Consider the following 14,860-nt stretch of genomic DNA (forward strand, 5'->3'; position numbering starts at 1 on the left):
AATAATCTTAACACCTTAATATAATCTTAATGGTTCAAGAAAAAATTAAAAGGTTTATTTAATAATAAAAAAATAATGTCGAATAGTAAAAGGATAAAACCTTTTTGCCCTTTCACCTATTCAGGAACACCATAAAATCACAAAATCATGCAGGGAATAGAACCGAAACTTCACATGAACCTGACCAGCCGTATTGAATATTACCGTCTGCTGATAGAAGCTGCAGAAGATCCTGAAAGCCAGCCTTCTGATGTGGTTACACAGATTTCAGAACTGGGTCATCTGTATGAAGAATATCTCCTTAATAAAAAGAATCTGGAGAATAGCATCAAAAACTACCGGCAGTATCATAATGATTTACGGAAAAACCTTACCGTAAGGCTTCGGGAGCTCAGAAGAAAAGCAAGACAGAAATAATACCTGAAATTTACTTTATCAGCTGATTTTGCTGTGAAATTCATACCTTTATAACATCAAGCTGAAGGATGAAGGAATTATGAATTTTACTCAGGCAGAACTTTCCGGTTATTTACAGATATTTTGGCAGTTTTCATGGCCGCAATGGATGATATTCAGTCTTGTCATTAACAGCTTTCTGTACCTGTTTTCTATAGGTTTATATGTTTTTATTGAAAAGACCTGCAGGAAAAGTCAGCTGCAGGAAAAAAATCATCCTGTTACAAGATCCGATTTCTACCTCAGCCTTTTTACCATCATCTGTAACAGCTTTATGTTGTTGCTGGGAGCATTCTTATGGAAAAACGGTTGGATTGTGCTTGGAGGAACTCAATCGGCGATTGGAATAACAGCAGAAATCATTGTTCTGCTTCTTCTGATGGATCTTCTGATGTATCTCTTTCATTACGGTGCCCACTTGCCTTTGATCTACAAAATTCTGCATAGAAAACACCACGAGCATGTAAGTACCAATTTTCTGAGTCTTTTTGTTCTGCATCCTTTTGAAACAATAGGGTTTGGATTCATGATGCTCGTTTTACTCATCGGTTATGATTTCTCAGTAATTTCTATTTCCATTTATCTATTGCTCAATCTCATCTGGGGAACCATAGGACATCTGAACAGGGAATTTTTTCCGGCCTCATTTGACCGTTTATTCGTTGGAACAACAAGATTTCATAATCAGCATCATCTGGATGAAAGCAAAAACTTTGGATTTTATACTTCTATCTGGGACAGGGTATTTGGGACCTATAAATAAGAGAAGGATATTACAATTTTACATGATTCAAAACTTTGCTTAGCAGATAATTAAAATTTTCCAATTCTTTGGAAGTCAATATAGAAGCCGTTTGTCCGGTAATATTTTTACGGAAAGTTTCTGAGTTTTCTATGATAAACCTTCCCTTATCCGTAACTGAAAGATTGTATTTCCTGTGATCTGTTTCCTCCTGTTTTTTAAGGATCAGATCATTGCTGATCAGAAATTTCAGCTGTTTCGAGATGGCTGCCTGGCTTATGTTAAATGCTGCCGAGATTTCCCTTCCTGTGACTGTTTCTTTTCTTAAAATAAATTCAATGATATTATAATGGGCAGCAGTAACTCCATTGATATTTCCCCGGTTCATATGCGCCAGAATAAGACATTGGAAATTTGTGAATGTGTTAAAAAACTCTTTTTCAATGTGTTTCATGATAAATATACTTAACTTAGTTAATTATTAACAAAGTTAAGCAATTTAAATATGGAAAATATAGAAATTACGAACGCCCGGCAAAATAATCTCAGAAATGTTTCCATAAAAATTCCAAAATACAAGATCGTGGTTTTTACGGGAGTATCTGGATCCGGGAAATCGTCATTGGTTTTTGAGACCATTGGGGCAGAAGCTCAAAGGCAGATTAATGAAACCCAGAACAGTTTTATCAGAAACCGTCTGCAGCATTATGGCCTGCCTGATGTGGATAAAATTGAAAACCTGAATGTTCCTATCATCATCAATCAGAAGCGGCTTGGAGGAAATGCCAGATCTACGGTGGGAACGGCAGCTGATGTTTCTGCTTCTTTAAGGTTGTTATTTTCGAGAATGGGAGAACCTTTTGTAGGATATTCTAACGTTTTTTCATTTAATCATCCTCAGGGAATGTGCCCGGAATGTGAAGGATTGGGTTTTGTTCAAACTCTGGATGTGAATGCTTTAATTGACCGTGAAAAATCTTTGCATGAAGGGGCAATCCGGTTTCCGACTTTCCAGCCGGGTGGATGGCGTTTAACAAGATATACGTTGTCCGGCTATTTTGATAATGATAAAAAGCTGAAAGATTTTACCGATAAAGAATGGGAAATTTTGCTGTATGCACCGGAACATAAGCCTAAACATCCAAATAAAGAATGGGGAAAAACTGTAAAATACGAAGGCATTGTTCCAAGAATAGAAAAAGCGTTCCTGAAAAAAGATTCCAAAGAAAATATCACAAGAAAAGATGCCCTGAAGAATATTGTGATCACAAAAACCTGCCCGTTATGTGAGGGAAAACGGTTAAATGAAAAAATACTGTCCTGCAAGATCGAAGGTAAAAGTATTGCAGATTGTATGGCCCTTTCCGTGGATGAACTTCTTGAGTTTATTACTTCGTTGGACTCAAAGCAATACGAAGTCGTCATCAAAGAGCTTTCGGCAAAACTGCAGAATATTATGACTATCGGGTTGCAGTATCTGACTCTTGACAGGAGTACCAACACCCTTTCCGGAGGAGAATCCCAGCGTATAAAAATGGTGCGGAGCCTTGGTAATAGTCTCATAGATCTTTTATATATTTTTGATGAGCCCAGTATTGGTCTCCATCCAAAAGATCTGCAAAATATTATCACGATCATACAGCAGATCAGGGATAAGGGAAATTCTGTCTTAATTGTAGAGCACGATCCGGATCTGATAAAAATGGCAGATCATATCATTGATATAGGTCCCGGCTCGGGAAGAAACGGGGGAGAAGTGGTGTATGAGGGAACATTTAAAAACTTAAAGACTTCAACCGGCAAAACAGGGTCTTATTTTGCAAGGAAACCTTTCATAAAACAAAAATTCAGAAAGCCTGATGGTTACCTTGAAATTAAAAATGCCAACAGGTATAATCTTAACAATGTAACTGTAAATATCCCAACCGGAGTAATGACAGTCGTAACGGGAGTGGCGGGATCTGGCAAAAGTACTCTGATTAACCGTATTCTGCCGGAGCTTTATCCTGATGTGACCATTATTGATCAATCTTTATTCGCTGCAAGTGCCCGGTCCAATTTGCTTACATATCTGGGAATATCAGATATTGTGCGTAAGCTTTTTGCACAATCTAATCATGTTTCAGACAAACTGTTCAGCAGAAATAGTGAAGGAGCCTGTAAAAACTGTAAAGGATTGGGAATAGAAAAGATTGATCTTGCTTTTATGGATGATATTGAGCAGCCTTGTGAAGTTTGTGGAGGTTCGGGATTTGATCCTGATGTGCTGCAATATACCTACAATAAAAAAACAATTGTGCAGGTTATGAATATGACTGTTTCTGAGGCTATCTTTTTTTTTAAGGAAGAATCTGTTCTCAAAAATTTTGATCTGCTGATACAATTGGGACTTGATTATCTGACCCTTGGCCAAAGACTGGACGGCTTTTCCGGAGGCGAGAGACAGCGCCTGAAGCTGACAAGAGAGCTGAAAAACACCAATCAGATCATTATTCTGGATGAACCGAGTACAGGGCTGCATCCAAGTGATACCCAAAAACTGCTGACTTTTTTTAATGGTCTTGTAGATCAGAATAATACGCTGATTGTCATAGAACACAATCTGGATATTATTTCACAGGCAGATTGGATTATTGATATGGGATCTGGTGCCGGAAAATTTGGTGGAAAAGTATTGTTTGAAGGAACTCCGCCGGAGCTTTTGAAAAACAAAATATCATTCACCGCAGAGTTTCTGAAGAAGCATATTCAGTGAAAGGAATGAAAAATGAAGAGTATTAAGTTGAACTCAACTCATGAGATTGCTTCACCTTTGCTTCGCAATGACAGTGTGGCTCAACTTAATACTCTTAAAACCTTATCAACCTTAATGGTTTAAAGATTAATTTTTTATTTACCAGCTTTCACTGCTGATTTAATGGCTTTCTCAACCATTCTCCAATCGTAAAAGTGAAATACCCTGCCATTACTCATCGCAACGAAAACTCCTTTAGGAAATTTTGGACCTAAATTAACATTCGTTACCTCAGAACCATCACTTTCCAGTGTAGAAACAGGAATTTCGGCAATTCTTCCTTTGGACTGATCTTCTCTCAGATAAACATTGAAGGTATCATTCTGCTGATTGGAAACCAGAATATATCCTTTTCCTTTAGAAGTAGGGTAGATGGAAATTCCTTCCACATCAGATTTAAAATCATCCTTCCCGAAAACTGATAATTCCTCATTTCCTTTGTCCGGATCTGCATAATATTTGTGAACGCCGAATTGCTCATCAGAATAATAGATATACCCCATTTCATCATCTACAGCGATACTTTCAATCTCTTTCAGACCGCTGTATTTTCCGAATTTACGAACAACTTCTCCTGTAATGAGACCATCCTTTTCAACCAGTTTATATTGCCAAAGGTATCCGTCAGCAGGTCCTGATTTTCTTCCCACAATGACAAAAATTTCTTCTGTCTGCGGATTTTTATAGAGAGAAATTCCCATCGGACCACGTTCAGATTCTCCGTCAAATACAGAGATTTCTCCGATTTCTTTCAGCTCAGGAAGCGTATATAATTTTACTTTGTTGGTTTCCCTTTCCGTTACGGCAGCGATATCTGTTTTTTTGCCATTCAGCATAAAACCATATTCCAGATCAACGTTGTTGGGACGTTTCAATCCCAAAACCTTATTAATGATTTTTCCATTAAGGTCAAAAGCGTACAAACCTCCATCAGTATCTTTATCCGTTCCAATGATGATACTTTTTGAGGCATCCTGTGGATTGATCCATATGGCGGGATCATCCGTATCATGAACTACTGTTTCTGTGATAACAGCCGGTTTTAATTTTTCTGCTAAATCTTTCTGCCCTGTACAGTTGATCACGAAAGGAAGAACTGAAAGAGCCAGTATATAATGTATGTTTTTCATGTGTATTTAAAAATCAAATTTCACCCCCATTGTAAACCTTGGCCTGTAATATTCAGCCTGAGCGGTTCTGCTCTGGATTCCCTGGTAGTATCTTAACGGCTGATTCGTCAGATTATTGGCTTCTGCAAAAACTCTGAGCTGGCTTGTAATCTTGTAGGAAGCATTGGCATCAAGGAAAAACTGTTTGTCATAATAACGGTCGTCAAACGCTTTCCCCCCCAGCTCATCAATATAATGAGACGCGTAGTTCATAGAAATTCTGGCTGAAAAACGCTTATTTTCCCATGAAAGAGATCCGTTGAACATATGAGGAGCAGCTCCTGGGAATCCTACATCTGTTCTTTCAATGCCTTCTTCATTGGTGATTCCTTTTGCTTTTGATTTAGTGTAAGTATAGTTTACATAAACTCCAAGACCTTTCCAGAAAGCTCCGGGAATGAAATCAAGCTGTCTTTGTAAAGCTACTTCAAACCCATAAATATCTACATTGTCACCATTACGCTGCTGGGTAAATTTCCAGTTGCTTTCCCCTGCAGGAATTGGATTGGTTTGTCCTGCAAAATCATTCGCGAAATCATTTGCCGTATAATTTCTTTGGGAATACGTGTAAATAAAGTTATTCAGGTTTTTATAAAAAATACCTCCGGAAAGTATCCCTACAGACTTAAAGTACTTTTCTGCCATAAAATCAAAATTATACGCATAGGTTGCTTTTAAGTGCGGATTTCCGGCAGCTACGATCTCGTCTTCTGAAATAACATTAAGATAAGGAACCAATGAATAATAATTCGGGCGGGCAAGAGCTGTAGTAAATGCGGCACGAAGCACAAGATCCTGGATCGGAACATATTTGAAGGAAATATTAGGAAGAACATTTGTATACGTATTCGTATTATTGATTTGTCCTACAAGATTCTTTTCATTCATTACATAGTTTCCGGTGTAATCAATGTTGGTAGTTTCAATACGTGCTCCAACAATCATGGATAATTGATCATTGAAATCCTGATCCCAACGGATATAACCTGCATAGATCTGCTCCTTCGCATTGTAATTGCTTGAAAGATATTTCTCAGGCTTTAATTTTCCATTAAACAAAGCAGGATTGAATAAATCCAGCCCTCCAAGGAAAGCAGGATCAACGAATGTTCCCGGAACATAATTTCCCGGCTGGAAGTTCTGACCGTCAAGATGTATCGTTGGTACCGATGAAAGGCTCCCCATAGTGTTGACAGGTGTAAAAGCATAGAAATCATTTTCTCTTTCTTTCTTCTTCAGACGCATACGGAAACCGGTACGAAGACGTCCTTTCTGGCCATCAATTACAGAAAAAGGAAAACGTATATTCACTTTTGCTCCCAGTTCCTTTTCCTGTGTAAAGTTATTGGCATCCGAGAGGTCACTCAACTTGTAACTTCCTAAATTATCTGCAGCAAGGAGATTGAACATCGGTTTTTCAGGATTACTAAGATCGGGAGCGAAATTCATCTTGCTGTTTTCAAACTCAATATAACGTTGATGAGGTTTATCTTCGCTTGCAATGGCATAGTTGACTGACCAGTCTAGATCTACTTTAGAACCTAATAAATGTTCCCCTCTCAAAGCATAGTTCTGAACTTTTTGTTTCTCAAAACGGGTATTGTCATTATCAGCATCACCGCCTTTATTTTGTCTTGTGATGCTTCCTTTCCAGTCTGTAATCTCGGTTTCATCAGCATTGTAGACCGGTTTTATTTTATAGCCTAATGCAAATCTGGTTTCTTTATCATTTCTGAAATTATACATGGCTGAAGCGTAGATCTTATTTTTGGAATTGAATTCATAATCCATATTAAGATCAAAACTATGTCTGATACGGTGTTCATTGTAATAACGAACTCCCATTTTACTTACATAAACGGTTTGTGCAAGATCATTCGCCTGGCTCCATACCGGCTCTATATTATCCGAACCAAAATTATTGTTGTTATAGGAAAAACTGAATACCGCCCCTAGTTTTTTATCTAAAAACCGGTTTCCATATACAAATCCTGCAGTATAATTTCCTTTTTCACGGATAGGATTATAACCTCCTGCAACCGTTGCAGAAATCCTTTGTCCGTTCGGGGAAGCCCTGGTAATAAGGTTTACGGAACCTCCTATCGCATCAGCGTCCATATCCGGGGTCAAGGTTTTATTAACCTCAATCGTGGAGATCATATCAGAAGGGATCAGGTCCATCTGTACATTACGGTTATCTCCTTCAGCAGAAGGAATTCTGTCACCATTCAGGGTAACAGAGTTAAGATTGGGAGCTAGTCCCCTGATGATAAGATTTCTGGCTTCCCCCTGATCATTCTGTATGGTAACTCCCGGAACACGCTTCAAAGCATCCCCGATATTGGCATCAGGAAAACGCCCGATCTGATCAGAAGAAATAACATTGGTAATATTGGCGTTGTTTTTTTGCTTGTTTAAAGCTCTTGCTTGATTTTTTAAAGTAGCTCCTGACACTACAATCGCAGCAATAGACGTTTCTTTTTTGTCGAAAATGATATTCTGACGGGTATTTTTCTCAGGTTCAACGGTTACGTTGTATTCATGAACACCATACCCAAGATAATCAATTTTCATGGTATAACTTCCCGGAGGAACATTCAGGAAAACAAAGTTTCCGTGTTCATCTGAGGTTGTATAAATGTTTCCAGGGCTCAGAGAAATCTTAGCTCCCGGAAGGGCAATTTTCGAGTCGTCATTAATGTTTCCGGAAAGAGATCCGGTTTGCGCATAGAAAAAAATAGAGGCACAAAACAAAACAGATGTAAAAATTTTCTTCACTTTTCCTTTTTTAGATAAAAATCACAACAAAATTAAACGACTGTTTGGGGAAAGTGTTGAAGAGAAAATTAAGTGTTTCTTAAGAATTGTTAATATAGAAAGATAAAAGATAAAAGATAAAAGATAAAAGATAAAAGATAAAAGATCTTGTCGTTAAAATTCAATAGAGGTGGGCTTTAGCCCGCCATACAAATTGTAAATAATTCTATTGGCTTTAGCCAAAACTTAAAATTATTGTTTAATGTGAAGATTTGAGTATATCCTGCACGATAATTTTAGACTTTTCGATTAATTCATTAGATCTGTAGAGCTGGCTGGTGAGTATCGAACTTTCAAAAAGAAGGTAGATATGAGCTGCTGCAATATCGTTTTGAATGTCTTCATTGAAGCATTCCCTCAGCTTACTTTTATGATACCGGATTACCTTATGAATTTCTTCCTTATCAGCAGGAATTTCAGATAAAATATTCAGAAAGCTGCATCCTCTGAAGTCTTCCCTTTCATTCATATCAATCAGAAAATCAAATGATTTCAGTATTTTTTCCTGTACTGTTCCGGCTTCTGATGTAAACTGTCCAAGCTCAGAAGCCCAGTAGTCGTATCTCTTATTAAGAAATTCAATACAAAGCTCATCTTTGGATCTGAAATGCTGGTAGAAACTTGCTTTTGATACTTTCGCTTCGTCAATAACCTGATTGATGCCCGTATTGTTATAACCTTGTCTATGGAATAAAACCATGGCAGTGCTTAGTATTCTTTCTCGAGGTCGGGGCATAATTAAAGATTTTCACAAATGTAAACAAATATGAACAGACGGGTACGTTTTGCAGGATAGATTTTAGACAAACCCTCTGGCATAATAAAGCTGAATGGCAAAAAAGAGTATGGTGAAAAACCATACAACATAAGGATGATAACTGAAATTATTTTTCAGGATATAGTGCAGTGCTTTGAAAAGTTTAAAGGTTCCGATAAGTCCAATAATCACAAAAACGAGAAAGACCATAAAAAAGAGATAATCCCGGGTTCCATACTCGTTCACTTTGCCAAGATGATCCAGATAAGACTCAACATTCAGGGTTTGTCCCAAAAACATAGCGGAAATGATTAATATAAAAAAAGGAGTAGAAGTATATACGGTGGTATAAATGAAAGAAAACAACAGCGTCCGGAAAGCAACGGTATTTACTTTTTCCTTTTTGTACCATAATAAAGCAACACTGAAAATAACGGCTGTAACATTATTCATCAGAAATATAAACAGGGCTTTCTCTACCATGCTTAATCCCTTGATCTTTGAAATAATATTGTGCTCGCCACCGTAATCCATTAAAAGTACAGAGATAATGACAGAAGTGTAAACGGAAAGCTTAATGGGAGAAAGATAATCCTGAAAACGCTCGGTCTCATCTTTTTCCATCTCGTGTACAGAAAGATCATAGCAGCGGCGGGGATCCTGAAACAATTTGAAAATGGTGACCGGAACCAGCAATATTTCAATAATAATCTGCAGACACAGCTTTTCAAAACTATCGATTAATTTTTCAAACATATACACGGGGATTAGGGAACGTACTACGCAATTTAATTAAATTTTACACGATATCTTAAAAAATTAAAGTCTCGAAACAAAAAAAGAGGATAGTTGTAATAAACCATCCTCTTTATCAGTATAAAAATCCTTCCTTTTATTTAGGAAGTCCTCTTTTTAATGCATCATTGGCGATCTCAACCGCTTTTCTTTCTTTCCAGTCCATATACCTTTTTTTGTATCGTCCTTTCATGAAATTATCAAAATTACGCTGCACGGCAAGATTCCAAAGAGAATGCGCTTTTACAGCCCAGCTTTTGTCCCATGCACGCAGGGAAATAGAGAAAGATCCATCCAGATATTTCATCCAGTGCCACCATCCTGTAGGCATGAATAAAGTATCGCCATGTTCCAGGAAGCATTCAATTCCTTCAATACCATCCAGTGCCGGGAATTTTTCAAAATCAGGATTGGCAATATCATAATCCTCCAATGCATAAGTAGCATATGGTAGCTTATAAAGTCTTGATTTCCATTTGTATTCAAATAGAAGAACATGTTTTCTTCCGTTGAAGTGGGTGTGGAAAATATGAGGCATGTCTATATCATAATGAAGGAAGGTCACAGAACCTTTACCTCCGAAAAACATACTCGGATATTTATCTAAAAATCCACCCATCAGATTCTTTGGCGGAACATAGTCGTCCAAAAGTTTTGGAGCAAATTTTATAGGATCAAAGAAAAATATTCTCAGATCAGTAGGCTCCCGTTGAATAAGATCAACATAGTCACGAAAAGGCATTTTCGTAGTCGGAGTATTGATGGGAGCGGCAGGATCTGCTTTGGAACTGTCGTATAGGGGAACTTCAACGTCGCCAACCACTTCTTTCATATACTCCATTGTCCACTTTTGGTAGGCTGGCCATTTTCTTGCCATATTTCTGATTACCACTGGCTTACATGGCTTTAGATATTTTTCACGGAAATCTTCTTGTGAAATATCATCTACAATATCAATTGGTTTAAGGATTATTCCCATTCGTTCAAATTATTAAGCTAAAGTATTAAATATTTACGAAAATAAAATAGAAAGAAATAAAATTATTTGGAATTAATATAAATAAATGATAAAATATATATTCCGGTTCATTTTTTTAGAGTTATTGTGATACATTTTTAGCTTCTATAGCTTTAAAATGTTCAGTGTTTATGCTGTAAAATGATAGTTGTGAAATATAATAATTGTATGTATCATTGTGGTATTAAAAACAACCATGAAAACTTTCACTACAATTATTTTTTCGCTTGTTTTTGCAAGTGCTTTTTCACAGAAATCAGCTAAAATTTTTACTTCAGATATTGACAATTTTTGGGTGGCCTATGATAGCATTCAAAAAACAAACGATCATACCCAAAAACTGGCTCTGATTAAAAAACTCTATACAGACAAAGGAACACCCGGCCTGAAAGCTTTTATGAAAGCCAGAGATTATAATGATACGGTGTTTGTAAACATCATTGAAAAGTATCCTAAATTCTTGAACTCGATCAGGCCCAACACTCTGACGATAAAAACCAAAACAAATGAACTGGAAGCCAGTATTATCAGGTTGAAAGAGATCTATCCGGACCTCAAAGAAGCTGAAATGTACTTTACAATAGGCGGCCTTAATTCCGGAGGAACAGTGAGTGGAAATAAAGTGTTGGTGGGCGCTGAACTTGCCACCGGGCTTCCGTCTACTGATGTTTCAGAGTTTCAGGATGATTGGATAAAAGGGGTTTTTGCAAATCAGTCTCTGGATAATATCGTCTCTTTAAATGTTCATGAATATATCCATACCCAGCAGACCGGAGACCGCAGGAGAGTTCTAAGCCAATCTATCAAAGAAGGTGCCTGTGATCTGATTGCCGAACTGGTCATGAATAAGCCTTTGGAAAGAAAATATTTGTCATATGGAACAGCACATGCCGCTGAGGTGAAGGATTGGTTTAAAAAAGAAATGTTTACCGGGAATTTTGCCAACTGGCTGTATAATGGGAGAAAAAAAGGAGAAAGTGCCGATCTGGGATATTATATAGGATATGAGATATCTAAGTCCTACTACGAGAATGCAAAAGATAAAAAACAGGCTGTAAAAGATATTATAGAACTGAATTATGACAATGATAAGGCTGTAGAAGACTTTCTCACCAGATCAAAATTTTTCAAAGAAAAAATTGATAAGCAAAAGCTGATCAAAGAATATGAGAAAAATTTACCGTATGTTGTAAAAACAGAACCTGCAAACGGTTTCGCACATGTAAATGCTGACACCAAAGAAATAAGAATTACCTTTTCAAAAGAAATGGTTCCCAACAGCTATTCATTCAACCTCTCCGATAAAGGAAAAGAATATTTTCCCATCACCAAAATAATAGGAATGGAAAATAATGACAAAACATTGGTTCTTTCAGCAGATCTGAAGGCAGGTAAAGAGTATGAATTTGTGCTGACGAACAAAAGTTTCGCGTCTAAAGATGGTTATCCTCTGAGAGATGAAACGCTTCTTGTGAAATTTAAAACAAGTGAGAAATAGTTTGACGATGAATGATCTGTGAAATATTTAACTTTAAATTAAAATAAAGGATTAAAAGATAACTGTAAAACCTTGAATAAATTATTTAAATTTTTATAAACCAATCTTCCGTTATCCAGAAGGTTTTATTTTTTCTGTATTAAAAATTAGTCTCCGTATATTTTCTTTTGATAAGCAACATGATGAGAGCCAGAATTAAGCCTATAATGCTTGACCATATTATATTTTCAATGCCATAATGAGCAATCCAGAATCCTCCGGAAAGCGTACCCGCTGTTACAGCGAAATTCCCGCAAGAAGTAAAAATACTATTGATGAACTCCGAAGAATCTAAAGAAGAGGTCACATTGATATTGCTGATCAGAAACCCTCCGGAATGAACCAGTCCCCAGCATCCAACAATCCAGATCATAGGTGCAAAATGGTTTCCGTAATACCAGATCAACAGATGGATGCCGGATAATAACATCAAAAATAAAAGAGTTGTTTGAAACGGAAATCTGCTCATATATTTTCCTGCAATTTTATTCCCGATAATTCCTACCGTTCCAAATAAGAAAAGCATCAGGCTGACCTGTTTTCCATTCATCTGCGTTATATTCTTTAAAAAATCAGCCATATAACCATACGTAGAATACATGGAAGCAATAGTGAAAAATGCAAGAAAAAGCCCGATCCACAAATGTTTATTGTAAAAAATGTGACTGGGAAAACCTTTTGAAGTTTCGGTTTTACTCTGAATAGCTGGTAAATAAATCCAAACACCCGCTAAAGCCACTGCATTGATAAAAGCGGTAAGCAAAAAAGAAGACTGCCAGGAAAACAGATCAGACATAAAAGCAGCCAGAGGCACTCCTAACACTGTGGCCAGAGTAAGCCCCGAAAAAATAATGCTTACCGCCCTTGACTTTTCTTTAGGATCAGACGTTTCTCCGGCGGCAGATAAAGCTATCGACCAGTAAACCGGATGGAAAAATGCAGGAATCATTCTGACAGTGAGCAGCAGATAAAAATGGGTGATATATGCAGAAAGAACATTTGCTGTCACAAAAATAAGCAACGAAAAAATGAGCAGACTTTTTCTTTTGAAAGAGGATAGTGCCAACAGCATAAAAGGACCGAAAACAGCAACGATCAACGCAAAAGCACTCAGCAGCCATCCCGCTTTTTCAATGGAAACCCGGAACGCTGAAGCGAGTTCAGGCAATACACCAATAACTCCAAATTCTGTGGTTGTAATTCCAAAAACACCAAGTGCCAGTACATAAAGATTTCTGTTCATTTTCATTATTTTTTTTGCAAATTTGCACAATAGACTATCAAAAAACTATATACTTACCCTTTAGTTCTATACTTACCTTTTTGAAAGTGTACATAAAAAAAGACTATTATGCCTCAATTCTTCCACGATAAAAGATTGTATTATACTCCGATTGAATTTGCTCTAAGCCATATTGGAGGAACCTGGAAAATGCCTATTCTATGGAGATTACAGGAAAAACCTCTCCGTTTCAGTGAGCTTAAAAAGGATATTCCTCATATCACAGACAAAATGCTGACCAGCCAGCTGCGCGAACTGGAAGCTAAGGAAATGATTCACCGTGAGGTATTTCCCGGAGTACCGCCGAAAGTAGAGTACAGTCTTACAGAAAAAGGTAAAAAAGCCATTCCGGTTATTGAAACCATTATGCAGTTTGGCTACGACCTGATTAAAGATGAAGGGATTGTTTTTCCGCCTAAAGTATAAAATGGTATATCGTCTTTTTTCATACCTTCACCTAAAATCTATTCTATAGTATGAAGCTGAAATTAGGGATCTTAGACCAGTCACCTGTAACAATGGGCGGAAGTGCAGCCTCTGCATTGGAAAACAGTATCAAGCTTGCTTTAATGGCTGAAGAAACGGGATTTCATAGCATCATGTATTCCGAGCATCATGGAGTAGAAGCTTATGGAAGTTCCAGTCCTGAACTTTTAGCAGCAATTATACTCAGTAAAACCAACCATATCAAAATAGGAACCGCCGGAATTATGATGAGAAACTATTCCGCTTATAAAATTGCAGAATGGTCAAAAATGTTATCCACTCTATATCCAGAACGTTTTATTCTCGGATTGGGAAAGGCTCCCGGAGGATTGAAGGATGCAGTTATGGCACTTAATAATCATAAACCGGTAGTTTTATCAAATATGGAAACGAAGCTGGAAGAGATTATTCAACTGATCAGGGATGAAGAAGGAATTTATGACGGACTGATTGCGCAGCCCACCCATGTACAGCATATTCCTGAAATCATGTGGCTGGGATCAGGAATGACTTCCGCAAAAGAAGCTGCTAAACATGGGACAGGGTATTCCTTCGCTGCTTTTATGAACAGTGAGAACGGAATGGAAAATACGGAAGCTTATCTCAGAGAATTTGACGGCACCCAATATTTTTCCCAGCCTTCTTTGCAGGTGGCGGTTGCCGTATCGGTAGCTGATACTATTGAAGAAGCCAGACGGAATGCTTATGGAATGGCCTATCAGTTTTTACAATCCCGTCAATTAGTCAGTCCCAATGCTGTTCTATCTCCTGAAGCTGTAGAGCAAAAGGTTTTGGGAACTAAAGATGAAGATGAGTTTTTCACCTTTTTAGATAGAATTATCATAGAAACACCACAGTCTGTGAAGCAGAGATTAGAACGGGTTTCAGAAAAGTACAATACGGATAATCTTTTGATATTGTGTAATATGTACCGGGAGGAAGATCGTATTTATACCTATAAAAGTATCATTAAAAATAATAACTAAGCCCGCAGGAAAGCAAAAAAA

The 14,860-nt window shown here is 37.3% G+C and carries 13 protein-coding genes; 6 read left to right on the top strand and 7 right to left on the bottom strand.

Annotated elements, in window-relative coordinates:
* The first annotated feature begins 147 nt into the window (after positions 1 to 147).
* A complete protein-coding gene (locus DYR29_RS01445; RefSeq protein ID WP_047422568.1) occupies positions 148 to 417 on the top strand; it encodes a hypothetical protein in 270 nt (89 codons plus the stop codon).
* A gap of 79 nt (positions 418 to 496) precedes the next feature.
* Entirely contained in the window at positions 497 to 1,219 is a 723-nt protein-coding gene (locus DYR29_RS01450) for a sterol desaturase family protein (protein ID WP_213278903.1), read from the top strand.
* Between the two features lie 10 nt (positions 1,220 to 1,229).
* On the opposite strand, the gene DYR29_RS01455 is transcribed toward DYR29_RS01450, so the two are convergent.
* Positions 1,230 to 1,652, bottom strand: coding sequence for a MarR family winged helix-turn-helix transcriptional regulator (locus tag DYR29_RS01455; RefSeq protein WP_213278904.1), 423 nt, complete (start codon positions 1,650 to 1,652; stop codon positions 1,230 to 1,232).
* Positions 1,653 to 1,703: 51 nt separating this feature from the next.
* On the opposite strand from DYR29_RS01455, the gene DYR29_RS01460 reads away from it, so the two are divergent.
* Positions 1,704 to 3,953, top strand: a complete 2,250-nt coding sequence (locus tag DYR29_RS01460) for an ATP-binding cassette domain-containing protein (protein ID WP_213278905.1) — start codon at positions 1,704 to 1,706, stop codon at positions 3,951 to 3,953.
* Between the two features lie 134 nt (positions 3,954 to 4,087).
* On the opposite strand, the gene DYR29_RS01465 is transcribed toward DYR29_RS01460, so the two are convergent.
* The 5 genes from DYR29_RS01465 to DYR29_RS01485 all read right to left on the bottom strand — a co-directional run bounded on the left by DYR29_RS01465 (position 4,088) and on the right by DYR29_RS01485 (position 10,509).
* Positions 4,088 to 5,122: a phytase gene (locus DYR29_RS01465; protein WP_213278906.1), complete on the bottom strand. Its 1,035-nt coding sequence runs from the start codon at positions 5,120 to 5,122 to the stop codon at positions 4,088 to 4,090.
* A 6-nt stretch (positions 5,123 to 5,128) separates the two neighbouring features.
* Positions 5,129 to 7,939 carry a TonB-dependent receptor gene (locus DYR29_RS01470; RefSeq protein ID WP_213278908.1) on the bottom strand — a complete coding sequence of 937 codons (2,811 nt, stop codon included), beginning with the start codon at positions 7,937 to 7,939 and terminating at the stop codon, positions 5,129 to 5,131.
* A 238-nt stretch (positions 7,940 to 8,177) separates the two neighbouring features.
* Complete coding sequence (locus DYR29_RS01475) at positions 8,178 to 8,714, bottom strand: TetR/AcrR family transcriptional regulator (RefSeq protein ID WP_213278909.1); 537 nt, start codon at positions 8,712 to 8,714, stop codon at positions 8,178 to 8,180.
* 63 nt (positions 8,715 to 8,777) lie between these two features.
* Positions 8,778 to 9,491, bottom strand: a complete 714-nt coding sequence (locus DYR29_RS01480) for a hypothetical protein (protein ID WP_213278910.1) — start codon at positions 9,489 to 9,491, stop codon at positions 8,778 to 8,780.
* Between the two features lie 136 nt (positions 9,492 to 9,627).
* Positions 9,628 to 10,509, bottom strand: a complete 882-nt coding sequence (locus tag DYR29_RS01485) for a cupin-like domain-containing protein (protein WP_213278911.1) — start codon at positions 10,507 to 10,509, stop codon at positions 9,628 to 9,630.
* Positions 10,510 to 10,744: 235 nt separating this feature from the next.
* Here DYR29_RS01485 and DYR29_RS01490 point away from each other — a divergent pair, with 235 nt between their 5' ends.
* Positions 10,745 to 12,046 (top strand): Ig-like domain-containing protein, encoded by a 1,302-nt coding sequence (locus tag DYR29_RS01490; RefSeq protein WP_213278912.1) that lies wholly within the window; start codon positions 10,745 to 10,747, stop codon positions 12,044 to 12,046.
* A gap of 139 nt (positions 12,047 to 12,185) precedes the next feature.
* Here the strand turns inward: DYR29_RS01490 and DYR29_RS01495 are convergent, their stop codons facing one another.
* Positions 12,186 to 13,328, bottom strand: coding sequence for an MFS transporter (locus DYR29_RS01495; protein ID WP_249413585.1), 1,143 nt, complete (start codon positions 13,326 to 13,328; stop codon positions 12,186 to 12,188).
* Between the two features lie 108 nt (positions 13,329 to 13,436).
* On the opposite strand from DYR29_RS01495, the gene DYR29_RS01500 reads away from it, so the two are divergent.
* Together DYR29_RS01500 and DYR29_RS01505 are read left to right on the top strand one after the other, a co-directional pair.
* Positions 13,437 to 13,793, top strand: coding sequence for a winged helix-turn-helix transcriptional regulator (locus DYR29_RS01500; protein WP_213278914.1), 357 nt, complete (start codon positions 13,437 to 13,439; stop codon positions 13,791 to 13,793).
* A 50-nt stretch (positions 13,794 to 13,843) separates the two neighbouring features.
* Entirely contained in the window at positions 13,844 to 14,839 is a 996-nt protein-coding gene (locus DYR29_RS01505) for an MsnO8 family LLM class oxidoreductase (RefSeq protein WP_213278915.1), read from the top strand.
* Positions 14,840 to 14,860 lie beyond the last annotated feature (21 nt).

This window comes from Chryseobacterium indologenes (assembly GCF_018362995.1).
GTDB lineage: Bacteria > Bacteroidota > Bacteroidia > Flavobacteriales > Weeksellaceae > Chryseobacterium > Chryseobacterium indologenes_G.

Bases quoted from the DNA above. Each gene is read 5' to 3' on its own strand.
- DYR29_RS01445 (WP_047422568.1), top strand. From the start codon at position 148: ATGCAGGGAATAGAACCGAAACTTCACATGAACCTGACCAGCCGTATT.
- DYR29_RS01450 (WP_213278903.1), top strand. From the start codon at position 497: ATGAATTTTACTCAGGCAGAACTTTCCGGTTATTTACAGATATTTTGG.
- DYR29_RS01455 (WP_213278904.1), bottom strand. From the start codon at position 1,652: ATGAAACACATTGAAAAAGAGTTTTTTAACACATTCACAAATTTCCAA.
- DYR29_RS01460 (WP_213278905.1), top strand. From the start codon at position 1,704: ATGGAAAATATAGAAATTACGAACGCCCGGCAAAATAATCTCAGAAAT.
- DYR29_RS01465 (WP_213278906.1), bottom strand. From the start codon at position 5,122: ATGAAAAACATACATTATATACTGGCTCTTTCAGTTCTTCCTTTCGTG.
- DYR29_RS01475 (WP_213278909.1), bottom strand. From the start codon at position 8,714: ATGCCCCGACCTCGAGAAAGAATACTAAGCACTGCCATGGTTTTATTC.
- DYR29_RS01480 (WP_213278910.1), bottom strand. From the start codon at position 9,491: ATGTTTGAAAAATTAATCGATAGTTTTGAAAAGCTGTGTCTGCAGATT.
- DYR29_RS01485 (WP_213278911.1), bottom strand. From the start codon at position 10,509: ATGGGAATAATCCTTAAACCAATTGATATTGTAGATGATATTTCACAA.
- DYR29_RS01490 (WP_213278912.1), top strand. From the start codon at position 10,745: ATGAAAACTTTCACTACAATTATTTTTTCGCTTGTTTTTGCAAGTGCT.
- DYR29_RS01495 (WP_249413585.1), bottom strand. From the start codon at position 13,328: ATGAACAGAAATCTTTATGTACTGGCACTTGGTGTTTTTGGAATTACA.
- DYR29_RS01500 (WP_213278914.1), top strand. From the start codon at position 13,437: ATGCCTCAATTCTTCCACGATAAAAGATTGTATTATACTCCGATTGAA.
- DYR29_RS01505 (WP_213278915.1), top strand. From the start codon at position 13,844: ATGAAGCTGAAATTAGGGATCTTAGACCAGTCACCTGTAACAATGGGC.